The sequence below is a fragment of the Streptomyces sp. NPDC026538 genome (genome assembly GCF_055567535.1).
This window is the reverse complement of the sequence record NZ_JBVHQG010000011.1, coordinates 50,312-73,548: the sequence shown is the minus strand read 5'-3', so window position 1 is coordinate 73,548 and position 23,237 is coordinate 50,312. Positions and strand designations below refer to the sequence as shown.

Annotated in this window: 19 protein-coding genes and 1 pseudogene; 15 read left to right on the top strand and 5 right to left on the bottom strand. The window is 70.6% G+C overall.

All coding sequences use genetic code 11. From position 1 onward, the window contains the following. Positions 1–44: 44 nt before the first annotated feature. Positions 45–791: a DUF4190 domain-containing protein gene (locus tag ACZ4N4_RS35440; protein ID WP_467596612.1), complete on the top strand. Its 747-nt coding sequence runs from the start codon at positions 45–47 to the stop codon at positions 789–791. A 215-nt stretch (positions 792–1,006) separates the two neighbouring features. On the opposite strand, the gene ACZ4N4_RS35435 is transcribed toward ACZ4N4_RS35440, so the two are convergent. After that, a complete protein-coding gene (locus tag ACZ4N4_RS35435; RefSeq protein WP_467596609.1) occupies positions 1,007–1,570 on the bottom strand; it encodes an NADAR family protein in 564 nt (187 codons plus the stop codon). A 209-nt stretch (positions 1,571–1,779) separates the two neighbouring features. Between ACZ4N4_RS35435 and ACZ4N4_RS35430 the strand changes: the two genes are divergently transcribed. From ACZ4N4_RS35430 to ACZ4N4_RS35395, 8 genes are all read left to right on the top strand, one after another. Further along, positions 1,780–3,315 carry a gamma-aminobutyraldehyde dehydrogenase gene (locus ACZ4N4_RS35430; protein WP_467596606.1) on the top strand — a complete coding sequence of 512 codons (1,536 nt, stop codon included), beginning with the start codon at positions 1,780–1,782 and terminating at the stop codon, positions 3,313–3,315. A gap of 52 nt (positions 3,316–3,367) precedes the next feature. Continuing rightward, the gene (locus tag ACZ4N4_RS35425; RefSeq protein WP_467596603.1) at positions 3,368–4,603 is read left to right on the top strand and encodes an ABC transporter substrate-binding protein; all 1,236 of its coding nucleotides are present in this window, start codon (positions 3,368–3,370) and stop codon (positions 4,601–4,603) included. A 7-nt stretch (positions 4,604–4,610) separates the two neighbouring features. Beyond that, complete coding sequence (locus ACZ4N4_RS35420; RefSeq protein WP_453576142.1) at positions 4,611–5,756, top strand: ABC transporter ATP-binding protein; 1,146 nt, start codon at positions 4,611–4,613, stop codon at positions 5,754–5,756. Continuing rightward, on the top strand, positions 5,756–6,685 hold the full coding sequence (locus ACZ4N4_RS35415) for an ABC transporter permease (RefSeq protein WP_467596600.1): 930 nt from the start codon (positions 5,756–5,758) through the stop codon (positions 6,683–6,685). Before ACZ4N4_RS35420 ends, ACZ4N4_RS35415 begins: the two co-directional genes overlap by 1 nt. After that, positions 6,686–7,486 carry an ABC transporter permease gene (locus ACZ4N4_RS35410; RefSeq protein ID WP_450766789.1) on the top strand — a complete coding sequence of 267 codons (801 nt, stop codon included), beginning with the start codon at positions 6,686–6,688 and terminating at the stop codon, positions 7,484–7,486. Positions 7,487–7,520: 34 nt separating this feature from the next. Then, positions 7,521–8,948, top strand: a complete 1,428-nt coding sequence (locus tag ACZ4N4_RS35405) for an NAD(P)/FAD-dependent oxidoreductase (protein WP_467596596.1) — start codon at positions 7,521–7,523, stop codon at positions 8,946–8,948. A 127-nt stretch (positions 8,949–9,075) separates the two neighbouring features. After that, on the top strand, positions 9,076–9,519 hold the full coding sequence (locus tag ACZ4N4_RS35400; RefSeq protein WP_453576133.1) for a hypothetical protein: 444 nt from the start codon (positions 9,076–9,078) through the stop codon (positions 9,517–9,519). A 194-nt stretch (positions 9,520–9,713) separates the two neighbouring features. Further along, positions 9,714–11,489, top strand: a complete 1,776-nt coding sequence (locus ACZ4N4_RS35395) for a chitinase (protein ID WP_467596593.1) — start codon at positions 9,714–9,716, stop codon at positions 11,487–11,489. Here the strand turns inward: ACZ4N4_RS35395 and ACZ4N4_RS35390 are convergent. Next, positions 11,428–12,315, bottom strand: a complete 888-nt coding sequence (locus tag ACZ4N4_RS35390) for a phosphatase PAP2 family protein (RefSeq protein ID WP_467596590.1) — start codon at positions 12,313–12,315, stop codon at positions 11,428–11,430. The genes ACZ4N4_RS35395 and ACZ4N4_RS35390 overlap by 62 nt on opposite strands. Before the next feature lie 192 nt (positions 12,316–12,507). Further along, positions 12,508–13,842, bottom strand: a complete 1,335-nt coding sequence (gabT, locus tag ACZ4N4_RS35385; RefSeq protein WP_467596587.1) for a 4-aminobutyrate--2-oxoglutarate transaminase — start codon at positions 13,840–13,842, stop codon at positions 12,508–12,510. Between the two features lie 307 nt (positions 13,843–14,149). Between gabT and ACZ4N4_RS35380 the strand changes: the two genes are divergently transcribed. The 5 genes from ACZ4N4_RS35380 (at position 14,150) to ACZ4N4_RS35360 (ending at position 21,427) form a co-directional block, all read left to right on the top strand. After that, positions 14,150–16,339, top strand: coding sequence for an ATP-binding protein (locus tag ACZ4N4_RS35380; RefSeq protein ID WP_467596585.1), 2,190 nt, complete (start codon positions 14,150–14,152; stop codon positions 16,337–16,339). Positions 16,340–16,470: 131 nt separating this feature from the next. Beyond that, positions 16,471–18,030, top strand: a complete 1,560-nt coding sequence (locus ACZ4N4_RS35375) for a PucR family transcriptional regulator (protein ID WP_453576120.1) — start codon at positions 16,471–16,473, stop codon at positions 18,028–18,030. A gap of 183 nt (positions 18,031–18,213) precedes the next feature. Further along, a complete protein-coding gene (locus ACZ4N4_RS35370) occupies positions 18,214–19,662 on the top strand; it encodes an aldehyde dehydrogenase family protein (protein WP_467596582.1) in 1,449 nt (482 codons plus the stop codon). A 246-nt stretch (positions 19,663–19,908) separates the two neighbouring features. Further along, a complete protein-coding gene (locus ACZ4N4_RS35365) occupies positions 19,909–20,979 on the top strand; it encodes an NADH:flavin oxidoreductase/NADH oxidase (protein ID WP_467596579.1) in 1,071 nt (356 codons plus the stop codon). A gap of 61 nt (positions 20,980–21,040) precedes the next feature. Beyond that, positions 21,041–21,427: a TraR/DksA family transcriptional regulator gene (locus ACZ4N4_RS35360; protein ID WP_467597045.1), complete on the top strand. Its 387-nt coding sequence runs from the start codon at positions 21,041–21,043 to the stop codon at positions 21,425–21,427. Positions 21,428–21,563: 136 nt separating this feature from the next. Here ACZ4N4_RS35360 and ACZ4N4_RS35355 read toward each other — a convergent pair whose 3' ends face one another. Further along, positions 21,564–21,929 (bottom strand): MmpS family transport accessory protein, encoded by a 366-nt coding sequence (locus ACZ4N4_RS35355; protein WP_467596576.1) that lies wholly within the window; start codon positions 21,927–21,929, stop codon positions 21,564–21,566. 246 nt (positions 21,930–22,175) lie between these two features. Further along, on the bottom strand, positions 22,176–22,838 hold the full coding sequence (locus ACZ4N4_RS35350) for a PASTA domain-containing protein (RefSeq protein WP_467596574.1): 663 nt from the start codon (positions 22,836–22,838) through the stop codon (positions 22,176–22,178). 129 nt (positions 22,839–22,967) lie between these two features. Between ACZ4N4_RS35350 and ACZ4N4_RS35345 the strand changes: the two are divergent. Further along, positions 22,968–23,138 (top strand): annotated as a pseudogene (locus ACZ4N4_RS35345) (IS5/IS1182 family transposase); the annotation flags it as partial. Positions 23,139–23,237: the final 99 nt, after the last annotated feature.

Genomic DNA, 23,237 nt, shown 5'->3' with positions numbered 1-23,237 from the left:
TTAGCATGACGGCGGCACGCGTGCGGGAGAGGGGACATCGCGAGATGGCTGACGAGGCGCCGGAAGCTCCGAAGATACGGCTGGACAAGACGGCCGACGCGGGGGAAGGGGCGGGGGCCGGGGCAGCGGCGTCGGCGCCGCCCCCGATCCATGATCAGGTGCCGCCGCCCCCGATCCACGACCAGCGGACGGTCGCGGCGATGCCGGGCGCGGAGGACGGGGTGCCGCCCCAGGGCTGGGCGAACCCCTATGCGGCGCCGTCGGCCGCGGCTCCGGCCGCGCCCGCCAACCCGTTCGCCGCGCCGGGCGCGCAGGGCGGGTACGGGGCGCCGAGTCCCTATGCCCCGCCCGCGCCGCCGCCGTATCCGCAGAGTGCGGCGGTCCCTCCGCCGCCGATGGCTCCGGACGGACCCGGTCAGGTTCCTTACGGCTACCCGGCCGCACCGGCTCCCGGGCCGGGGTACGGCTACCCCGGGCAGCCGTTTCCGTCGTACCCCGGCGGCCCCGGGGGGTACGGCGGCTGGCCCGGTATGCAGCCGATGCCCGACAACGGGCTGGGCACGGCCGGTCTCGTCACCGGGATCATCAGTGTGGTCGGGTTCTGTGCGTGGCCGATCGCGCTGGTGATGGGGGTGCTGGCCATCGTCTTCGGTTCGATCGGGCGGGCCCGGGTCAGGCGGGGGGAGGCCACGAACGGGGGGCAGGCGCTGGCCGGGATCATCTGCGGGTCGGTGGGGCTTGTTCTCGTTGTGGGGTTCATCGTGCTGATCGTGGTGGCGAGCACGCGGTAGGCGGGGGTGGCCGGGTGTCGGGTGCGGGTAGAGGGGGCGGCCGGTGGTCGGGTGCGGGTAGAGGGGGCTGGTCGCGCCGACGTGGCTGAGCCGCAGATCAGATACGGCCCCGCGCCCCTCTGGGTGGGATCGGTCCTCGTCGGCTGGAAGCGCCCGGTCTCCTGTTCCTTTGGGCGGGACCAGTGCTCGTCGGCCGGAAGCGCCCACCTGTAGGCCTACACCCCCGCCGTCCGCAACCTCTCTCGCGCCTCCATCAGGGCGAACCCCAGCAGGTTCAGCCCTCGCCAGCGGGACGGGTCCGCCGCTCTCTCGTCCGTGGCCGCCAGGCCGATGCCCCATACCCGGTCCACCGGGCTCGCCTCCACCAGTACCCGGTCGCCGGTGCCGAGCAGGTACGCGCGCAGGTGCGGGTCGGCCGTGAACTTGTGCACGCTGCCGCGCGCCACGATCTCGAAGCGCTCCCGCTCCCATGTCGCCTCGTCGAAGTTCCGGACCAGCCGGCCCGCCTTCTTCGCCTCGGCGGGATGCCCGGCCGCCACCACCCGGCGCTCCGCCTCCGCGTCCCCGAACAGCCGGGCCTTTCCTGCCATCATCCAGTGCTCGGCGGTCGCGTATTCCACACCGTCGACCACGAAGCGTGACGGCCACCACTGGCTCAGGCAGCTCGCCGAGAGCTGTCCGTCCGGCCTCGGACGGTGTCCCCAGAAGTGCAGGTACTTGATCCCGGCCCCCGCCCGGACGGCCCTGATCAGGGCTTCCGCAGAATCGATCTTCGCCATGCACGCCAGTCTGGCAGGCACCACTGACACTCCGTCCTGCCTTTTCCTTCCTGACTCGACACCTGGTCGACAGATTCCGTCGCGTAACCAAAAGGCAACAACGGAATCACTTGTTGGACTCCCTCTGCTCTGTCAGGATCGGCAGTCAAATCGAGCTGGAGCTACGCCACCCGCCTCTCGGGGCGGGGTGACGGCGGAGGAGAAGCGACATGGACAACCCGGGCACCGCCACCCCGGAGACCTTCCCCGCGCAGGAGCGGCTCGCGGGCGGCGCACAGTACATCGGGGGACGGTTCAGCAAGGGCACGTCAGGCCGTACGCACGCCGTCGTGGACCCGGCCACCGGCGCGGACGTGTACACCTACGAACTGGCCGGGACGGACGACGTCGACCGGGCCGTCGCCGCCGCGCGGGACGCCTTTCCCGGCTGGGCGGGGGCGACCCCCGGCGAGCGGTCGGACGCGCTGCACCGGTTCGCCGCCGTGCTCGCCGACCGCGCGGAGGAATTCGCCCGCGCCGAGTCCCTCCAGTGCGGCAAGCCGCTCAAGCTGACGCGTGAGTTCGACGTGCCGGGGACCATCGACAACACCGCGTTCTTCGCGGGGGCCGCCCGGCATCTGCAGGGGCAGGCGGCCGGTGAGTACTCCGGCGACCACACGTCGTACGTCCGCCGCGAGCCCATCGGTGTCGTCGGGTCGATCGCGCCTTGGAACTACCCGCTCCAGATGGCCGCCTGGAAGATCCTCCCGGCGATCGCGGCCGGCAACACCATCGTGCTCAAGCCGGCCGAGCTGACCCCGCTGACCTCGCTGCTCTTCGCCGAGGCGGCCACCCACGCCGGTATCCCCGACGGTGTGATCAACATCGTCACCGGGACCGGGAAGGTGGCCGGTGAGCATCTCGTCGGGCACCCCGACGTCGCCATGACCTCCTTCACCGGCTCCACCGGTGTCGGGAAGCGGGTGGCGGAGGTCGCCACGGCGACCGTGAAGCGGCTCCACCTGGAGCTCGGCGGCAAGGCGCCGTTCGTCGTCTTCGACGACGCCGATCTGGAGGCGGCCGTCAACGGGGCCGTCGCGGGGGCGCTCATCAACACCGGGCAGGACTGCACCGCCGCCACCCGCGCGTATGTGCAGCGGCCGCTCTACGAGGCCTTCGTCGAGCAGACTGCCGCCCTGATGGAGACCGTGCGGCTGGGCGATCCGTTCGCCCCCGGTACCGACCTCGGACCGCTGATCTCGCACGCCCAGCGGGACCGGGTCGCCGGGTTCGTCGAGCGGGCGCGCGGCTACGCGCGCGTGGTGACCGGTGGCGAGCCGCCGCAGGACGAGCTGAAGAGCGGCGCGTACTACCGGCCCACGCTGATCGCCGACGCGCCGCAGGACAGCGAGATCGTCCAGGCCGAGATCTTCGGTCCGGTGCTGGTCGTTCTGCCGTTCGACAGTGATGATGAGGGAATCCGGCTGGCCAACGACACCCCGTACGGTCTGGCCGCCTCCGCGTGGAGCAGCAGCGTCTACCGGGCGAACCGCGCCACCCGCGAGATCAAGGCGGGGTGCGTGTGGGTCAACGACCACATTCCGATCATCAGCGAGATGCCGCACGGCGGCTACAAGGCGTCCGGCTTCGGCAAGGACATGTCGGTGTACTCGTTCGAGGAGTACACCCAGGTCAAGCACGTAATGTTCGACAATACGGCGGTTGCCCGGAAGGACTGGCACCGCACGATTTTCGGGGACCGATAGTCACAGCTCCGGCCGCTGACCACGGCCATCTTCCCGAAAGGGCATCAAGCGTATGAGGCAGTACGAGCCCGACCGTCTGACACCGGTCGAAGTGGCCGCCATCCGGCGCAGCCTCCGCACCGGCCGGGCCGCCCTGGCCCGCCGGTCGTTCCTGGGCGGTGCGCTCGCGGTGGGCGGCGTCGGGGCACTGAGCGCCTGCGGTATCCCCGCGGCCGGCAAGTCCCAGGGCGGCGTCTCCGCCGACGACCACTCGGCGAAGGAGAAGGTCGTCAACTTCTCCAACTGGCCCGAGTACATCGACGTCGACGACAGCGGGAAGAAACATCCGACGCTGGACGCGTTCCGCAAGCGGACCGGCATCACGGTGAAGTACACCGAGGACATCAACGACAACGACGAGTTCTTCGGCAAGATCCAGCCGCAGCTCGCCGCGGGCCAGGACACCGGCCGGGACCTGATCGTCCTCACCGACTGGCTGGCCGCCCGCATGATCCGGCTCGGTTACGTCCAGAAGCTGGACGCGTCCAACCTGCCGCACGCCTTCGCCAACCTGTCGGACCAGTTCCGCAGCCCCGACTGGGACCCGGGCCGGGCCTACTCTTACCCCTGGCAGGGCATCTCGACCGTGGTCGCCTTCAACAAGAAGGCGCTGAACGGTGTCGAGGTGAAGTCGGTCTCCGACCTGCTCGACAACCCCGCCCTCAAGGGCCGCGTCGGCCTGCTGACCGAGATGCGGGACACCGTCGGCATGACCATGCTCGACATGGGCATCGACCCGGCGACGTTCACCGGCGACGACTACGACTCGGTGATCGCCCGGCTCCAGAAGGCCGTCGACAAGGGCCAGATCCGCCGCTTCACCGGCAACGACTACACCTCGGACCTCAGCAAGGGCGACCTGGCGGCCTGTGTCGCCTGGGCCGGTGACATCGTGCAGCTCCAGTCCGACAACCCGGACGTCGCCTACGTCATCCCGGACAGCGGCTACATGACGTCGACCGACAACATGCTGGTCCCCAACAAGGCGCGCCACAAGACGAACGCCGAGCGGCTCATCGACTTCTACTACGAGCCCGGGCCGGCCGCCGAACTCGCCGCCTACATCAACTACGTCAGCCCGGTCGGGGACGTGAAGCCGTACCTGGCCAAGATCGACAAGTCGGCGGCGGACAACCCGCTGATCGTTCCCGACAAGGCCATGCAGGCCAGGTCCCACGCCTTCCGCTCGCTGAGCTCGAAGGAAGAGACGGCATACCAGCAGAAGTTCGCGAAGCTCACAGGGGCGTGACGACACCATGACGACAGACAGCAGCGGCGACGTCCGCCTCACCGGCATCGGCAAGACCTACGACAACGGCTTCACCGCGGTGAAGCCGATGGACCTGACCGTGCCCCAGGGTTCCTTCTTCGCCCTGCTCGGTGCCTCCGGCTGCGGCAAGACGACCACCTTGCGCATGATCGCGGGCCTCGAGGAGCCGACCAGCGGCACCGTGCACCTCGGCGACCAGGACGTGACCCATCTGCCGCCGTACAAGCGGCCGGTGAACACGGTCTTCCAGTCCTACGCCCTCTTCCCGCACCTCGACATCTTCGAGAACGTCGCCTTCGGCCTGCGCCGGCGCGGCATCAAGAGCGTGAAGAAGCAGGTCGAGGACATGCTGGACCTGGTGCAGCTCGGCGAGCAGGCGCGCAAGAAGCCGCACCAGCTCTCCGGCGGCCAGCAGCAGCGGGTCGCGGTGGCCCGGGCGCTCATCAACCACCCCAAGGTGCTGCTCCTCGACGAGCCGCTCGGCGCCCTCGACCTCAAGCTGCGCCGCCAGATGCAGCTGGAGCTCAAGCGGATCCAGACCGAGGTCGGCATCACCTTCGTCCACGTCACGCACGACCAGGAGGAGGCCATGACCATGGCCGACACGGTCGCCGTGATGAACGCGGGACGGGTGGAGCAGCTCGGCTCGCCCACCGACCTGTACGAGAACCCCAACACGACCTTCGTCGCCAACTTCCTCGGCACCTCGAACCTGATCGAGGCAGAGGTCGACACGAAGAGCGGGGACGACATCGTCCTCAAGGCCGGCGGCGGCAAGCTCGTCCTGCCCGAGGCGCGATGTTCGGCGCCGACCAGGGCGGGCGGCAAGGTGCTCGTCGGCATCCGGCCCGAGAAGATCTCCCTCACGCACGCCGACGACGCCGGCTCGATTCCCGAAGGGCGCAACCGGATCACCGGCAAGATCGCCGACGCCAGCTTCATCGGCGTCTCCACGCAGTACGTCATCGACAGCGCGGTCTGCCCCGAGTTCGCGGTGTACGTGCAGAACGTCGACCGCGACGGCCGGCTCGTCCCGGGCGCAGACGTCGTCCTGCACTGGAGCCCGGCCCACACCTTCGGTCTCGACGCCGACCAGGACATCGACGCCGGCACCGAGGAGGAAGCCGCCTGATGGCCACGCTCTCCGAGGCGCCGCCGCCCCTGGCGCCCGCCGAACCCACGAAGAAACCCCCGCGCAAGCGGGGCCGGTTCACGCCGTACTGGCTGCTGCTGCCCGGCCTGCTCTGGCTGGTGATCTTCTTCGCGCTGCCGATGATCTACCAGGCGTCCACGTCCATCCAGACGGGTTCCCTGGAAGAGGGCTACAAGGTCACCTGGCACTTCGCGACCTACTGGAACGCGCTGAGCGAGTACTGGCCGCAGTTCCTGCGGTCCGTCTTCTACGCGGCCGCGGCCACCGTGCTCTGCCTGCTGCTCGGCTACCCACTGGCGTACCTGATCGCCTTCCGGGCGGGCCGCTGGCGGAACCTGATCATGATCCTGGTGATCGCGCCGTTCTTCACCAGCTTCCTGATCCGCACCCTGGCCTGGAAGACGATCCTCGCCGACAACGGCCCGGTCGTGCACGTACTGAACTCGCTGCACATCCTGAGCGTCACGGACTTCCTCGGCTGGACGGCCGGCGACCGCGTCCTGGCCACACCACTCGCCGTCGTCTGCGGTCTGACGTACAACTTCCTGCCGTTCATGATCCTGCCGCTCTACACCTCGCTGGAGCGCATCGACGGACGGCTGCACGAGGCGGCCGGCGACCTGTACGCCAAGCCGTGGACGACGTTCCGCAAGGTCACCTTCCCGCTGTCGATGCCGGGCGTGGTCTCCGGCACGCTGCTGACCTTCATCCCGGCGGCCGGTGACTACGTCAACGCCGAACTCCTCGGCTCGACCGACACCCGCATGATCGGAAACGTGATCCAGACGCAGTTCCTGAGGATTCTCGACTATCCGACGGCGGCCGCGCTCTCCTTCATCCTCATGGCCGCGATCCTCTTCATGGTCACGATCTACATTCGCCGGTCCGGGACGGAGGATCTGGTCTAAATGCCCTTCGTCAACTGGCTCAAGAAGCGTCTCGTCGTCATCGCGGGACTGCTCACCCTCGGATATCTGCTGCTTCCGAACGTCATCGTCACGGTGTTCTCCTTCAACAAACCGAAGGGGCGCTTCAACTACGAATGGCAGCAGTTCTCGCTCGACGCCTGGAAGCAGCCCTGCGGAGTCGCCGACATGTGCGGCTCGCTCTCCATCAGCCTCCAGATCGCCGTATGGGCGACCCTCGGCGCCACGCTCCTCGGCACGATGATCGCCTTCGCCCTGGTCCGCTACCGGTTCCGCGCCCGTGGCGCAGTGAACTCGCTGATCTTCCTGCCGATGGCGATGCCCGAGGTCGTCATGGCGGCCTCGCTGCTCACCCTCTTCCTGAACATGGGCGCCCAGCTCGGCTTCTACACGATCCTGATCGCCCACATCATGTTCTGCCTCAGCTTCGTCGTCACCGCGGTCAAGGCGCGCGTGATGTCGATGGACCCGCGCCTGGAGGAGGCGGCCCGGGACCTCTACGCCGGACCGGTGCAGACGTTCGTCAGGGTCACCCTCCCCATCGCGGCCCCGGGAATCGCGGCGGGTGCGCTGCTGTCCTTCGCGCTCTCCTTCGACGATTTCATCATCACCAATTTCAACGCGGGCTCCACCGTCACCTTCCCCATGTTCGTCTGGGGTTCGGCACAGCGCGGCACGCCCGTCCAGATCAATGTCATCGGTACGGCCATGTTCCTGGTCGCGGTACTGCTCGTGCTGGTATCGATGCTCATCACCAACCGCCGCACCAGGCAAAAGGCATGAAGCACCATAAAAACTCTGTAGGGAGTTGAAAATCATGGCCCCAAGCGCCATGAGCCGTCAGGCAGATTGGACCAGGTCTCTCTCCGAAGCACAGCCGGTCCCGTACTGGCTCGAAGACCCCGGCAAGCCCCACCCCGAGCCCGCGCTCACCGCCGCCGACACCTGCGACCTGCTGGTCGTCGGCGGCGGGTACAGCGGACTGTGGACCGCGCTCAACGCCAAGGAGCGCGACCCCGGGCGCGAGGTGGTCCTGCTGGAAGGCCGCGAGGTGGGCTGGGCCGCCTCCGGTCGCAACGGCGGTTTCTGCGCCGCCTCCCTCACCCACGGGCTGCCCAACGGGCTCGCCCGCTGGCCCGGCGAGATCCACCGCCTGGAGGAGCTGGGCCGGCGCAACCTCGACGACATCGAGGCCGCCGTCGCCCGGCACGGCATCGACTGCGAGTTCGAGCGCACCGGCGAGATCGACGTGGCCACCGAGCCCTACCAGGCCTGGGAACTACGCGACTGGCACCGGGAGCTGGAGCGGAAGGGCCTCGCGGACGGCATAGAGCTCCTCGACGCCGAGGCGCTGCGCGAGCAGGTGAACTCGCCCACCTTCGAGGCCGGCCTGTGGGACCGCCGGGGCGTGGCCATGGTCAACCCGGCCAAGCTCACCTGGGGCCTCAAGCAGGCCTGCCTCGCCCTCGGCGTCCGGGTGTACGAGCACACGCCCGCCCTCGAACTGAAGGCGTACGGCGCCGGCATGGCCGTACGCACCCCGTACGGCTCGGTCCGGGCCCGGCGGGTCGCGCTCGGCACCAACATCTTCCCGAACCTGCTCAAGCGGGTCCGCGCCTACACCGTCCCGGTCTACGACTACGCCCTGATGACCGAGCCGCTCACCGCCGAGCAGCTCGGCGCGATCGGCTGGAAGAACCGGCAGGGCCTCGGCGACTCGGCCAACCAGTTCCACTACTTCCGGCTGTCGGCGGACAACCGGATCCTCTGGGGCGGCTACGACGCCATCCACCACTACGGCGGCCGGGTCCGCGCCGAGTACGACGACCGTCCGGAGACCTACGCCAAGCTCGCCGGGCACTTCTTCACCTGCTTCCCGCAGCTGGAGGGCGTCCGTTTCACGCACGCGTGGGGCGGCGCGATCGACACCTGCTCGCGCTTCTCGGCGTTCTTCGGCACCGCCCATCAGGGCCGGGTGGCGTACGCGGCCGGGTACACCGGCCTCGGTGTCGGCGCGACCCGGTTCGGCGCCGACGTGATGCTGGACCTGCTGGCCGGCGAGGACACCGAGCGCACCCGGCTGGAGATGGTCCGCAAGAAGCCGCTGCCGTTCCCGCCGGAGCCGTTCGCCTGGACCGGCATCGCCCTCACCAAGTGGTCGCTGGCCCGCGCCGACGCCCGTGGGGGCCGCCGCAACCTGTGGCTCAAGGCGATGGACCGGGTGGGGCTGGGTTTCGACAGCTGACCCTCCCGGCATGTGATCCAGATCACCTCAACGGGGTGGCGAAACCCGCGTAATGCCCCTGGAAGACCTCCCTCTCTCCCCGTGACGCGCTGCCCGCGTCGACGAGGCGAGACTGGGAGGTCTTCTGATGACTGGGACGAAGACGGCGGTCGAATGGCTGGCGTCCGTCGCGCCTGACCCCGAGGCGTGCCGCTGGGAATGGGAGCGCAATCCCCTGGGGATCGCGCTGCTGCCCGCCGGCCGGGCCTGGGACGTGCTGATCCTGCCGGGCGAACTCGGCTATCCCACCCTCGACGTGCTCATCCGCGTCCTCGACCAACCGGGGCCCGTCCTGGTCGACTTCGGGGACAGCCGGGTGGGCTTCTTCGTGCCGCCCGGAACGGCCGCCCGGTGGCTCGGCACCGGGATCCGCACGGCGGGCGCCGGCACCTGGATCGTCGTGCCGTATCCCGGCCGGTCGACCCAGGGGGTGCGGTGGCTGGTGGCGCCGGACGGGTCGGGGACGCTGACGGATCCGGCGTTGCTGGAGTTGGCGATGCACGAGGCTGCCGCCGGCCTGGCCGATGACTAGGCGCCGTGCGTGTCAGGGGCGGCCGTCGACTGCGGCTGCGTTGTGGCTGGTCGCGCAGTTCCCCGCGCCCCTACAGGGCGCTGTGCCTTAGGCCTTGACAACTGAATTGGTCTGGACCAAGTTGAGCGCACACTCCACCTCCAATTCCCCCATCACCGGAGGCACTTGTGGTTCGCGCGAGACCTGTCCTCAGCATGCTCACGGCCTTGCTGCTGGCCGTACCCGGTATCACCGCGCTCTCGTCGGCCGCCCGTGCGGCCGACGCGGACCTCGCCGTCAACGGCGGGTTCGAATCCGGCCTTTCCGGCTGGACCTGCACGGCGGGCAGCGGTACGACGGTCGGCTCACCCGTGCACAGCGGAAGTTCCGCGCTCCAGGCGACCCCGGCCGGCAGCGACAACGCGCAGTGCGCGCAGACCGTGACCGTCAAGCCGAGCTCGCAGTACACGCTGTCCGGTTACGTCCGCGGCTCCTATGTCTACCTCGGCGCGAGCGGCACCGGCACCACTGACGTCTCCACCTGGACCCAGTCCGCCCCCGACTGGCAGAAACTCACGACCACCTTCACCACCGGCGCCTCGACGACCAAGGTCACCGTCTACACCCACGGCTGGTACGGCACCGGCGCCTACTACGCCGACGACATCTCCCTCGTCGGCCCCGGCGGCACCACGGGCCAGCCGCCCGCCGCGCCGGCCGGACTGAAGGCCGGCACGGTCACCTCCTCCAGCGTGGGCCTGTCCTGGACGGCGGTCACCGGCGCCACGAGCTACGCGATCTACCGGGACGGGGTGAAGGTCCAGACGGCGACCGGGACCTCGGCCACGGCCACCGGCCTCGCGTCCTCCACCGCCTACAGCTTCCAGGTCACCGCCGTGAACGACGCCGGCGAGTCCGCGAAGTCGGCCGCGGTGACCGCCACCACCACCGCCGGCTCCTCCGGCGGCTCCACCGACCTGCCCACCCACGCCCTGGTCGGCTACCTGCACGCCTCCTTCGCCAACGGCTCCGGCTACACCCGGCTCGCCGACGTCCCCGACAGCTGGGACGTCATCGACCTGGCGTTCGGTGAACCGACCTCGGCCACCTCCGGGGACATCCGCTTCAACCGCTGCCCGGTCACCGAGTGCCCGAACGTCGAGAGCGACGCCGACTTCAAGGCGGCGATCAAGGCCAAGCAGGCGGCCGGCAAGAAGGTGCTGATATCGATCGGTGGCGCCAACGGCCAAGTCCAACTGACCACGACCGCCGCCCGGGACACCTTCGTCTCCTCCGTCTCGAACATCATCGACAGCTACGGCCTGGACGGCCTCGACATCGACTTCGAGGGCCACTCGCTGTCCCTGAACGCGAGCGACACCGACTTCAAGAACCCGACGACCCCGGTGGTCGTCAATCTCATCTCCGCGCTGAAGACGCTGAAGGCCAAGTACGGGGCGAAGTTCGTGCTGTCCATGGCGCCCGAGACCTTCTTCGTGCAGATGGGCTACCAGTTCTACGGCACCGGCAAGTTCGGCGGCCAGGACCCGCGCTGCGGGGCCTACCTCCCGGTCATCTACGCCCTGCGCGACGACCTGACCCTGCTGCACGTCCAGGACTACAACTCGGGCCCGATCATGGGCCTCGACAACCAGTACCACTCCATGGGCGGCGCCGACTTCCACATCGCCATGACCGACATGCTGCTCACCGGCTTCCCGGTGGCGGGTGACGCGGGCAACGTCTTCCCGCCGCTGCGGCCGGACCAGATCGCGATCGGCATGCCGGCCTCTACCAACGCGGGCAACGGCTATGTCGCCCCTGCCGAGGTCACCAAGACCCTGGACTGCCTGACGAAGAAGACGAACTGCGGCTCGTACGCGACCCACGGCACCTGGCCGGCCATGCGCGGCCTGATGACCTGGTCGGTCAACTGGGACCGGTTCTCGAACTGGGAGTTCCAGAAGACCTTCGACGCGTACTTCGGCTGAGCAGCAGCCACAGTGCGGTCAGCAGGACCGTGCACAGGCACCAGCTGGCCGCCACGTCCAGGGGCCAGTGGTAGCCGCGCCGGACCAGGCCGTAGGAGACGGCGAGGACCAGGGCCGCGCAGCCGGTGACGACGGTGCGGCGGGCGGCGCGGGTACGGAGCCAGGGGAGGAGGAGCAGGGCCGCGGAGCCGTACGCGATCGCCGCCGTCGCCGTGTGGCCGGAGGGGAAGTAGCCGACCGCCGGGGGCACCACCGGGGTCCCCGGGCGGGCGGTCCACTCCTTGACCGGCACGATGATCGCCGGGACCAGGGCCATCAGGAGGGCGGCCGCGGCGGGCGGCAGCCACCAGCGGTCTGTACCAGTGGAACGGCCGCGCCGGACGACGTATCCGATGACGATCACCAGGACCGGAACCGCGACCTGCACGTTCCCGAGGTCGGAGAGCAGCTCGGAGAACCGGTCCGGGTGGACGAGTGCGCTGCTCAGACGGCTGTCCAGGCGGAGCAGGGGGCCATGGGCCACGACCTGCCAGGTGATCAGCGCGAAGAGAAGGGCCGGAAGGCCCAGAAGCCCCAGGAGTCCCGCGAGGGGAAAGCGAAGGAAGGAGGTCGGCCGCCCCGGAACAGGGGGGGTGGTTCCGGGGCGGCCGTCCGGATCGGAACGCCGCGCGCCCCGGGGGGTTTGGGGCGAGCGACCGTCCGATCGGTGAGGAGATCCGGAGCCAGAGGCCCCGGTTGTGTGCGCGAGGGCACGACCAGGTCGAAGCTGGGGAGGCCCCGGCCTGAAGTCGCCCACAGTCCCCTGTGAGCGGGGTGTATCTCTCATCTGGTGAGAACCTACGGCAGAGTGCGGTGCGGCGACAGGCGGAATCGCGTCCCGTCATCCACCTCGCACACCTTCTTCACACGGCCTGACGGTGGCCGCCCCAGCCCCCCGCATCACGCCAGGTGGGAGGGGAGGGACGGCGGTGACACAGGGGTTCGACACCCTGTGAGCGGGCCACGCGAAGCCTGTGGCTCAGATCCGGGCGAAGGCCTGCTCGATGATGTCGAGGCCCTCGTTGAGCAGGTCCTCGCCGATGACCAGCGGCGGCAGGAAGCGCAGCACGTTGCCGTAGGTGCCACAGGTCAGGACCAGCAGGCCCTCCTGGTGGCAGGCCTTGGCGAGGGCGGCGGTCGCCTCCGGGTTCGGCTCCTTGGTCGTACGGTCCTTGACCAGCTCGATGGCGATCATCGCGCCGCGGCCCCGCACGTCGCCGATGACGTCGAACTTCTCGGCCATGGCGGACAGCCGCGGCTTCATGATCGCCTCGATGGCCTTCGCCTTGGCGTTGAGGTCCAGCTCCTTCATGGTCTCGATGGCGCCGAGCGCGCCAGCACAGGCGACCGGGTTGCCACCGTAGGTGCCGCCGAGGCCGCCGGAGTGCGCCGCGTCCATGATCTCGGCGCGGCCCGTGACGGCGGCCAGCGGCAGACCACCGGCGATGCCCTTGGCGGTGGTGATCAGGTCCGGGACGATCCCCTCGTCCTCGCACGCGAACCACTGACCCGTACGGCAGAACCCGGACTGGATCTCGTCGGCGACGAACACGATCCCGTTGTCCTTGGCGAACTGGCTGATCGCCGGCAGGAAGCCCTTGGCGGGCTCGATGAAGCCGCCCTCGCCGAGCACCGGCTCGATGATGATCGCGGCCACGTTGTCCGCGCCGATCTGCTTGTTGATCATGTCGATGGCCTGGGCGGAAGCCTCGGCACCGGCGTTCTGGGGGCCGGTGAGCCAGCGGTAGCCGTACGCCACGGGCACCCGGTAGACCTCGGGCGCGAACGGCCCGAAGCCGTTCTTGTACGGCATGTTCTTCGCGGTCAGCGCCATGGTGAGGTTGGTCCGCCCGTGGTAGCCGTGGTCGAACACCACGACGGCCTGCCGCTTGGTGTAGGCGCGGGCGATCTTCACGGCGTTCTCGACGGCCTCGGCGCCGGAGTTGAACAGCGCGGACTTCTTGGCGTGGTCGCCGGGCGTCAGCTCGGCCAGCGCCTCGGCGACCGCCACATAGCCCTCGTACGGGGTGACCATGAAACAGGTGTGGGTGAAGTCGGCCAGCTGGGCGGCGGCCCGGCGGACGACGGCCTCGGCGGAGGCGCCCACGCTGGTGACCGCGATACCGGAACCGAAGTCGATCAGACGGTTGCCGTCGACGTCCTCGATGATGCCGCCGCCGGCGCGGGCGGTGAACACCGGCAGCACGGAACCGACGCCCTGCGCGACCGCGGCGGTACGGCGGGCCTGCAGCTCCTGCGACTTGGGGCCGGGGATGGCGGTGACGACGCGGCGCTCCTGCGGAAGTGCGGTCATGGGGGCTCCCTGATCAATCGTGCGTTCCGGGGCGCTGTGCGTGTCCGGCGGCCCCGAGGCGGCTCCGGCGGTGCGTATCCGGACGCTCTCCTTCTTTCTTCGCAGGCTAGGGCCGGGTATGGGAGGTGGGCATGCTCCATGTGGGTGTTGTCGGAAGGCGGCGTTGTCCGTGGTGGACATAGGGCGCCGGACGACGCCGGAATCCGGCTGACGGTTCCTCGGCCGTGTAAGCGGTGAACTCCCCTTCGGAGGGCGTTAGATTGACTCGCTGACGGTGGACGGAACGGCTGGTCAGGGGGAAAGGGCGATGGACAGCGACGGGACCCGGGACACGCGGGGCACGCACGCGAATCCTGTGCCGCGTCCGGCGGGGCCGCAGGACGCGGGCAGGACGCCGGCCGGGGCCCCTGCCGTGCCGCCGCGCCCGAGCCTGCCTCCGGGGACGCCGAACCTGCCGCCCGGGGCGCCTCCGAGGCCCGACGGCTCGGCCTTCGTGAGCTGGCTGCGGGCGCCGCGGCCGGAGGCCGCGCCCGGGGTGTGGCGGTTCCGGTACACACCCAGGCCCGCGGAGGAGCCCGAGCGGATCCCGGCCCGGCAACTGCTGAGCGGCGCGCTGATCGCGTTCCTGGTCGGCTGGCTGTTCTGGTCGCTGCTGTGGAACGGCTATCTGGGTGGCTGGTGGGTGGTACCTCTGGAGCTGTTCACCCCGGACTCCTGGCGGCACAGCGACGACCGTGTCGGCAACGCCGTCCTCTGGTACGGCTACTACACGCTCATCGCCCTGGCGATCATGCTCGTCGTCGGCCGCCTCGGCCGCTGGGGCGAGGTCTGGCGCCGCTACGGCCCGCGAGCCTGGACCCAGGCCGCCCCCAGCTCCGCCGCCGAACGGCCCCCCGCCCCCGAGCAGGACCCCGCCCAGTGGCCCCACCTCCGTGCCGCCGGGGCGCACGAGGCCGCCGACCGGCTGGCCGCCGAGGCGCGGGCCGGCCTGATGGGGGACGTGGACCAGGCCCGGATCGCCCGCGCCTGGCAGGGCGTGCGCAGCGGCCGGCACAGCATGGCGTCCTTCTCCGCCGCCGTGGTCAAGGACGGCGCCGCCGCCTGCCCGCACCCCTCCGGGGAACGCGACCTGCCCACCCGGCACGCCCGGCACGACCTGGTCACCGGCCAGGTGCGGCTCGGCACGACCGCCGACGACCCCCGCAACGCCTACCGCTACCGCGGGACCGGTCTCGCCCTCGGCCCCGAGCTGCTCGGCACCTCCCTGCTCGCCGTCGGCCCGGCCGGCTCCGGCAAGACCGGCGCGCTCGTCCGCCCGCTCGCCGAGTCGCTCTGTCTGCACGCACTCGCCGGCCGCGCCTCCGTGGTCGTCGTCGGCGCGGCCGGCGCCGGACTCGGACCCGCCGACTCCTACGACGTCGTCGTCCGCATCGCGCACCCCGAGTCGGTCTACGACCTCGACCTGTACGGCGGCACCACCGACCCCGACGAGGCCGCCGCCATAGTCGCCGAGGCCCTCGTCGGCGACCTCGCCGACCCGCACCCCGGCAGCGACAGCCGCCGCTCCACCACCGTCCTGGCCCAGCTGCTCGGCCCGTTCAAGGCGGTCCACGGCCGCTTCCCCTCCGTACCCGAACTCCGCCAGCTCCTGGACGGCGCCCCCGGCCCGGTGGCCGCGCTCCGCAAGGCGCTGACGGCCACCGGACACGCGTCGCTGCTGCGCGAACTCGACGCCCGGGAACGGCAGATGGGCCATCCCGGAGACGTGGGCTCGGTCCTGGCCGACCGCATCGCCCTGCTCGACCGCCCGGCCTTCGCCGGGTTCTTCGACACCTCCGGCCAGTCCCGCCCCTTCTCCCTCAGGGCCCTCGACCACCCGGTCCGGGTCCGTATCGACCTGCCGGAGCGCGGCCACGCGGACGCCTCCCGCATCCTGGCCCGGCTGGTGCTCGCCCAGTTCACGGCGAGCGTGACGGTGCGGGACGACCGTTCGCTCTTCGCCTGCCTGCTCCTGGACGACGCGACCGGCGTGGTGACGCCGGAGGCGGTACGCGCCGTCCAGCGTCTGCGGTCGGCCAACGCGGGCGTGGCCCTGACCCTGCGCACCCTGGACGACGTGCCCCGCCCCCTGCGCGGGCCGCTGCTGGGCGCCACCGGCTGCCGTATGGCCTTCGCCGGGCTGACCCCCTGGGACGGCCAGGACTTCGCGGAGGTCTGGGGCAAGGAGTGGACCGAGGCGCGGGACGTCACCGACCGCCAGATCATCGCCGAGACCCCGGCGGGCAAGGCGCTGCACGTCGTACGGCAGGTCATCACCGGCAAGGCGCCCACGGCCCGCGCGGTCACCGTCCGCCAGGTCGAGCGCGAGCGCTGGTCGGCCTCCGAGCTGGCCCACGGTGTGCCGGCGGGCCACGCGGTCCTCTCCCTGACGACCGTCAAGGGCGAGCACGCGCCGCCGCTGCTGGTGGACCTCAGAGGCGGCGCCGGCCGGGCTTGAACAGGGAGGTACACGCGACCGTACAGTGAGGCAGAATCGACAGAGGTCGTTCGTACGAGACGGCCAAAGGCCCGCTGCCCCCTGTGCACGTCTTCACGTGTTCCCGACCCAAGAGAAGATCTGACGGCCCGATGCCACCGACGCTCGCCTCGCTCGTCCACCATTCCGCGCTCAAACTGACCGTGCGCGCGGGCGAGGACCGCCTCGACGTGCCCGTGCGCTGGGCCCATGTCAGCGAACTCGCCGACCCGGTGCCGTACATGGAGGGCGGGGAACTGCTCCTGATCACCGCCCTGAAGCTGGACGCGGATGATCCGCAGGCGATGCGCCGGTATGTGAAACGCCTGGTGGGGGCAGGTGTGGTGGGTCTCGGCTTCGCCGTCGGGGTCAATTACGACGAGATCCCCAAGGCCCTGGTCGACGCGGCCGAGCAGGAGGACCTGCCACTCCTCGAGGTCCCGCGCCGCACCCCCTTCCTCGCCATCAGCAAGGCCGTCTCCGCGGCGATCGCGGCCGACCAGTACCGGGCGGTGACGGCGGGCTTCGCCGCCCAGCGCGAACTGACCAGGCAGGCTTTGAACGCCGGGCCGGAGGGCCTGCTCGCCGCACTCGCCGCGCAGGTCAACGGGTGGGCGGCGCTGTACGACGCCTCGGGCGCGGTCGTCGCCACGGCACCGGAGTGGGCGGGGCGCCGGGCGGCCCGGCTGACGGCCGAGGTGGAACGGCTGCGGGAGCGCCCGGCGCCGGCCTCCTCGGTGGTGGGCGGCCCGGACAACGAGGACCGGGTGGAGCTGCACTCGCTGGGCACCGGCCGCAGGTCCCGGGCGGCCCTGGCGGTCGGCACCGCGGCCGCCCCGGGCACCGCCGAGCGGTACGCCGTCCACTCGGCCATCGCCCTGCTCACCCTGACGACGGAACGCTCGCGGTCGCTGCACGCGGCCGAGCAGCGGGTGGGCGCGGCGGTGCTGCGCATGCTGCTCGCCGGGCAGCCGGACCACGCCCGGGGGGTCGCCGGGGACCTGTACGGCGGACTTCTCGACGCACCCTTCCGGATGATCGTCGCCGATGCGGGCGCCGAGCCGCTCGCCGGTCTCGCGGAGGCGGTCGAGTCGGCCGCGGCGCGTGCGGGGGAGGCGGTGCTGGTGGTGCCGGAGGGGGAGCGGCTGGTGGTGCTGGCCGCGGACGGGGGCGCGGCGGTGGGCGCGTGCGTGGACCACGCGGCGGCGCGCGAGGCCGCGCGGGCGGAGCAGGACGCCGCCGAGGAGGACGACCTGGTCGTGGGCATGTCCGCCCCGTCCGGCCCGATCGGCGCGGCCGCCGCCTACAAACAGGCCGAACAGGCACTGTCGGTGGCCCGGCGGCGCGGCCGGGTGCTGGTCGAGCACGAGCAACTGGCCGCCGGTTCGGTGCTCCCGCTGCTGGCCGACGACGCGGTGAAGGCGTTCGCGGACGGCCTGCTGCGGGCGCTGTACGAGCACGACGCCACGGGACGCGGCGACCTGGTGGCCTCGCTGCGGGCCTGGCTGTCCCGGCACGGCCAGTGGGACGCGGCCGCCGCCGACCTGGGCGTCCACCGGCATACGCTGAGGTACCGGATGCGCAGGGTCGAGGAGATCCTGGGCCGTTCCCTGGACGACCCGGACGCCAGGATGGAGCTGTGGCTGGCCCTGAAGGCGAGCTCGGCGGACTGACCGCCGCCGGAGAACCGGGAGGACTCCCGAGAACTCGGGGGAGAAGGCCGATGCGCCCCTGACAAAGAGGCGCACCCCCGCTCGCCACCACTACACCCCGGACAAGCGCCGCTGCTCCCTCCCGCGCCTACGGTGGACCTCGGAAGCCAAGAAATCCCCACACGCGGAAGGGCCGGGACTCTCATGACCGCCACCCACGCCTTCTGGCTCGCCGGCCGTCAGGTCACCGGCGAGGACACCTTCGACGTCACCAGCCCCTGGGACGGGCGCCTCGTCGGCAAGGTCGGCGTGCCGACCGACGCGCAGGTCGAGGAAGCCGTCGCCGCCGCGTACGCCGTACGGGACGAGTTCGCCGCCACCCCGGCCCACATACGCGCCGCCGCCCTCGACCACGTCAGCCGGCGCCTCGCCGAGCGCACCGAGGAGATAGCCCAGCTGATCTCCGCCGAGAACGGCAAGCCGATCAAGTGGGCGCGCGGCGAGGTCGGCCGTGCCGTCTCCGTGTTCCGGTTCGCCGCCGAGGAGGCCCGCCGCTTCAACAGCGGCGAGGCCCAGCGGCTCGACACCGACCTCGGCGGCCAGGGCCGGCTCGCGCTGACCCGCCGCTTCCCGAAGGGCGTCGTCCTCGGCATCGCGCCCTTCAACTTCCCGCTCAACCTCTGCGCCCACAAGATCGCCCCGGCCATCGCCGCCGGCGCGCCGATCCTCCTCAAGCCGGCGCCCGCCACCCCGCTGTCCGGCCTGATCATCGGCGACCTGCTCGCCGAGACCGAGGGCCTCCCGGCCGGCTCCTGGTCGATCCTCCCGGTCGCCAACGACAAGATGGCCGCCCTCGTCCAGGACGAGCGCCTCCCGGTCATCTCGTTCACCGGTTCCGAGAAGGTCGGCTACTCGATCATGGACTCGGTGCCCCGCAAGCACTGCACCCTGGAGCTGGGCGGCAACGGCGCGGCCGTCGTCCTCGGCGACTACGCGAGCGACGCCGACCTCGACTGGGCCGCCACCCGCATCGCGACCTTCTCCAACTACCAGGGCGGCCAGTCCTGCATCTCCGTGCAGCGGGTCATCGCCGACGCGTCCGTCTACGACCGGCTGCTCCCGCGCATCGTCGCCGCCGTCGAGGCCCAGGTCACGGGTGACCCCGCCGACGCCAAGACCGACGTCGGCCCGCTGGTCAGCGAGGCCGCCGCGGAGCGCGTCGAGGCATGGGTGAAGGAGGCCGTGGAGGCCGGCGCCACCCTGGTCACCGGCGGTGACCGCGACGGCGCCAGCTTCGCGCCGACCGTCCTCACCGAGGTCCCGGCCGACACCACGATCTCCTGCGAGGAGGTCTTCGGACCCGTCCTCACCGTGCAGAAGGTGTATGGCGAGGACGAGGCCTTCGCCGCCGCCAACGACTCCAAGTACGGCCTCCAGGCGGGCGTCTTCACCCACGACCTGCAGACCGCCTTCCGCGCCCACCGCGCTCTTGAGGTCGGCGGGGTGGTCATCGGTGACGTCCCCTCCTACCGCGCCGACCAGATGCCGTACGGCGGCGCCAAGCAGTCCGGCGTCGGCCGTGAGGGCGTCAAGTTCGCGATGGACGACTACACCTACGAGCGGGTCCTGGTCCTCACCGGCCTCGCCCTCTGACCTGCCAGGACAGCTCACCACGGCCGGAGCCCGCTGTGCGGGGGCTCCGGCCGTTGTGTTGCGCATGGGGTGTGACCTGGGCAGGACATCCGCGCGGGTGAGCACGCCCGGCCGGTGGTGTGTGCCACGAGCGGCCGGGGTACTCGGGTGCACCCACCGTGCGGGGCGCCCCGCAGGAACCCAGGCCGTCACGGCCCGACGGGTGCGGGGCACCCAGCGTCCCACACCCCTCCTGCGAGGCCTCCCATGAGCCGTCTCTTCTCGCCGCTCACCCTCCGCGGCACGACCTTCCCAAACCGGTCCTGGGTGGCTCCCATGTGCCAGTACAGCTCGGTCGACGGCTATCCGCAGGACTGGCATCTGGTCCATCTCGGCTCCCTGGCACGCGGCGGGTCCGGCCTGGTCATGCAGGAGGCCACGGCAGTGGAACCCGAGGGCCGGATCACCCCTTCCGACGCCGGCATCTGGGACGACGGGCAGGCCGCCGCGTACAAGCGGATTACCGACTTCGTCCACGGGCAGGGTGCCATTGCCGGCATCCAGATCTCCCATGCCGGCCGCAAGGCGTCGACGGCACCGCCCTGGGAGGGTGACGTGTACGTCGAACCGGAGGCCGGAGGATGGCAGACGGTCGCACCGTCACCGCTGCCGTTCGGCGACTGGCCGGCCCCGCGGGAACTGGGCGCGGACGACATCCGCGCTCTGGTCCGGGCCTTCGGCGAGGCCGCCGCGCGGGCGCTGTCCGCCGGCTTCGAGGTCCTGGAGATCCACGCCGCGCACGGCTATCTGCTGCACCAGTTCCTGTCACCGTTGTCCAACCACCGCAGCGACGAGTACGGAGGCGATCTCGACGGGCGCAGCCGTTTCCTGGTCCAGGTCACCGACGCCGTACGGGCGCAGTGGCCCGAGGACCGCCCGCTGTTCGTACGCTTCTCGGCCACGGACTGGGCCGACGGCGGCTGGACCCCGGAGGAGACGGTCGAGCTGTCGCGGCACCTGGTGGCCCACGGCGTCGATCTGGTGGACGTCACCAGCGGCGGGCTCGTCCACAACGCCCGAATCGAAGTGGAGCCCGGCTACCAGGTGCCCTTCGCCCGAACCGTCCGCGAGGGCGCGGCCCTGCCCGTCTCCGCGGTCGGCCTGATCACCGCACCGGAGCAGGCCGACCAGATCCTCGTGGACCGTTCGGCCGACGCGATCATGCTCGCACGCGAACTGCTGCGCAACCCGACATGGCCGCTCCGCGCGGCCCGCGTGCTCGGTGACGACGTCCCGTGGCCGAAGCAGTACCAGCGTGGCCGCCCACGTCATCGCTGAGGCCGTCGTCGTCGCCCGAGCAGCCGGGAATTCGGCACAAGACAATGAGGTTTCCTCCGATATGAGCGATCAATGCAACAATGCCGCTTTCCCCGTGCCTCAGGGCGAGTCGATGCGGGCGCTGCTCGCGGCCGACCGTGTCGCCACGCTTCAGCAGATATCCGCCCTTGGCCGTGAGTTCGAAGGGATCGTCGAGGCGAACGCACTGGTGGCCATTGACGACGAGCACGACCCGGAGGGGGCGAGCACGGCCTTCGAGCGGGCGCACGTCACCGCTCTGCTGTCCCAGTCGCGCGAGCATCTGAACGATCTCGATCGCGCCCTGGAACGGCTGGAGAGAGGCGACTACGGGCGCTGCGAGCAATGCGGTGAGCCGATCCCGACGGAGCGCCTCGAAGTTCGCCCGGCGGCGAAAACCTGCGTGCGCTGCGCGTCCGTAGCTCGTTGAAGGGTGCACAGTTGAGGGCGCGACATGTCGTCCTGCCCCAACTCGGCGTGCGGGTGGATGCCGAGTCCCTCCGCCGGTTGCGTCCAGGGAAGAGGTGTACGGGTTCGACCTGACGGTCACTTCATGGGCCCCGTGCCTAGTTCCAGCCGCCAAAGAAGTCGCTGCTGAGCTGCGCGGAGCAGATGTTGTATCCGCCGGCCGCATGCCCCTTCTTCGTCTGTCCATCCACGGTCACCGAGCAGTGGATGTCGCCGCCGCCCTGGAGCTGCGCGGTGACGTCGAAGTACATGGCGTCGTCCGAAAGTTTCAGCGTCTTCGTCATCGGCAGGCCGCGGCCCTGCAAGTTGTCGGTGTCGCTGCCGTAAGTGATGTCCACGCCGGCCGGCGCGGACCCCCACACCTTGAACACGACCTGGCCGGCGGGAGCGTCCACCGTGTCGTCGGCGGCCTTCTTCGGCCTGGCCTTGGCCGGCTTGGCCTTCGCGGTCTTCGTAACGGTCACCGTCGGGGCGGGCTCGGCCTCAGCCTTCGCGGTCTCGGTGACGGTGGCCTGCGGCGCGGGCTTGGCGTCAGCGGTCGTCTTCTGGTCGCTGCCGGAGGAGCCGATGCCGACTCCGATGAAAAACCAACGCTCCGGGTTGGCGCGAGTTCATCATGTTCTGAACTCGGCCGTGGCCTGAGAAGCCCACACGCCGGCGCCCCCGTCCTTGCCGTCTTGGGGCGGGGAGTGGGGGTGCCTTTGTCGCGTCTACGGGCAGGTCTCGCCGAACTTCACCGCGGTGACCGACACCGGCTGCCCGCTGAGCACGGTGCCCGCCTTCGGGGACTGGGTGCACACCTGCCAGTTGGACTCGACGAGCACCCAACGGTCGTCAGGAGAGGCGTCCTTCACGGTGAACGACGTGCTCGGGTCGAGGGCGGCGCGGGCAGCCTTCACCGACTTCCCCTTGAAGTCGGGCAACTTCCCGCCTGCCGTGGACGGCGGCTTCTCATCCTTCGCCGGGCAGGTCTCCTCCAGCTTCACCGCCCCGAAGTCCAGGGTGGTGTCCGTGGTCGCGATCTTGCCTACAGCAATGTTCTGGGAGCAGACCTTCCAGTTCCGGTCGAAGGCCTGCATCCGGTCGCGGCCGAGCGCGTCGTGCGACTTGAGGGCGTAGAAGCCGTCCTTCTGGGCGGTGTCCTGTGCCGACTGGAGGCCCATGCCGACGAAGTTCCGCACCGCCTTGCCGGCGACTTTGGTGTCCTTGGCGTCGTCGGCGGGGCTGCTGGTCGTCTTGGGTGGTGCGGTCGGTGCGGTCGGTGCGGTCGGTGCGGTCGTGGCAGCGGGGCTCTTCCCCGCGTTGCTGTCGGCGGCCGGGTCGCAGGCGGTGACGCTGATGGCTGCCACGCACAGCAGGGCAGCACTGATCATGCGGGATTGCATAGTTTCCCCCGAGTAGTACCTGTTCAGGCCGACACGGTAGACCAGACGTAAAGGAAACGTGAAGCCGTGTCACCCGGTCGTGACACGAACGAGCTACCGTCCCAGCCGCCTCGGCGCCGGCAAGTGACGGGGAACCGTCACACCCTGGAGTGGCCGCGGCCCGGGGCCAAGGCTGCCGTTGGCAACGCCATCACCATCGCCGACGGCGGCTATCCGGGAACGGGGCTGATCGTCCCGCACCGTCGGCCCAAAGGCCGCCGCCCTCTTGTCAATCGGAGCCATTTTCAATGACGTTCGGTCGTGACGCCCGATCGTCGTCCCCTCGAAGGGGCCCGGCACCCATGCCTTCCGGTGCCGGGCCCCTTCCCGGTGCCGGCCGCTCCGGAC

What these genes read in the sequence shown, in the direction of transcription:
- ACZ4N4_RS35440 (WP_467596612.1), top strand. Translation starts at nt 45, where the DNA reads ATGGCTGACGAGGCGCCGGAAGCTCCGAAGATACGGCTGGACAAGACG.
- ACZ4N4_RS35435 (WP_467596609.1), bottom strand. Translation starts at nt 1,570, where the DNA reads ATGGCGAAGATCGATTCTGCGGAAGCCCTGATCAGGGCCGTCCGGGCG.
- ACZ4N4_RS35430 (WP_467596606.1), top strand. Translation starts at nt 1,780, where the DNA reads ATGGACAACCCGGGCACCGCCACCCCGGAGACCTTCCCCGCGCAGGAG.
- ACZ4N4_RS35425 (WP_467596603.1), top strand. Translation starts at nt 3,368, where the DNA reads ATGAGGCAGTACGAGCCCGACCGTCTGACACCGGTCGAAGTGGCCGCC.
- ACZ4N4_RS35420 (WP_453576142.1), top strand. Translation starts at nt 4,611, where the DNA reads ATGACGACAGACAGCAGCGGCGACGTCCGCCTCACCGGCATCGGCAAG.
- ACZ4N4_RS35415 (WP_467596600.1), top strand. Translation starts at nt 5,756, where the DNA reads ATGGCCACGCTCTCCGAGGCGCCGCCGCCCCTGGCGCCCGCCGAACCC.
- ACZ4N4_RS35410 (WP_450766789.1), top strand. Translation starts at nt 6,686, where the DNA reads ATGCCCTTCGTCAACTGGCTCAAGAAGCGTCTCGTCGTCATCGCGGGA.
- ACZ4N4_RS35405 (WP_467596596.1), top strand. Translation starts at nt 7,521, where the DNA reads ATGGCCCCAAGCGCCATGAGCCGTCAGGCAGATTGGACCAGGTCTCTC.
- ACZ4N4_RS35400 (WP_453576133.1), top strand. Translation starts at nt 9,076, where the DNA reads ATGACTGGGACGAAGACGGCGGTCGAATGGCTGGCGTCCGTCGCGCCT.
- ACZ4N4_RS35395 (WP_467596593.1), top strand. Translation starts at nt 9,714, where the DNA reads ATGCTCACGGCCTTGCTGCTGGCCGTACCCGGTATCACCGCGCTCTCG.
- ACZ4N4_RS35390 (WP_467596590.1), bottom strand. Translation starts at nt 12,315, where the DNA reads ATGAGAGATACACCCCGCTCACAGGGGACTGTGGGCGACTTCAGGCCG.
- gabT (WP_467596587.1), bottom strand. Translation starts at nt 13,842, where the DNA reads ATGACCGCACTTCCGCAGGAGCGCCGCGTCGTCACCGCCATCCCCGGC.
- ACZ4N4_RS35380 (WP_467596585.1), top strand. Translation starts at nt 14,150, where the DNA reads ATGGACAGCGACGGGACCCGGGACACGCGGGGCACGCACGCGAATCCT.
- ACZ4N4_RS35375 (WP_453576120.1), top strand. Translation starts at nt 16,471, where the DNA reads ATGCCACCGACGCTCGCCTCGCTCGTCCACCATTCCGCGCTCAAACTG.
- ACZ4N4_RS35370 (WP_467596582.1), top strand. Translation starts at nt 18,214, where the DNA reads ATGACCGCCACCCACGCCTTCTGGCTCGCCGGCCGTCAGGTCACCGGC.
- ACZ4N4_RS35365 (WP_467596579.1), top strand. Translation starts at nt 19,909, where the DNA reads ATGAGCCGTCTCTTCTCGCCGCTCACCCTCCGCGGCACGACCTTCCCA.
- ACZ4N4_RS35360 (WP_467597045.1), top strand. Translation starts at nt 21,041, where the DNA reads ATGAGCGATCAATGCAACAATGCCGCTTTCCCCGTGCCTCAGGGCGAG.
- ACZ4N4_RS35350 (WP_467596574.1), bottom strand. Translation starts at nt 22,838, where the DNA reads ATGATCAGTGCTGCCCTGCTGTGCGTGGCAGCCATCAGCGTCACCGCC.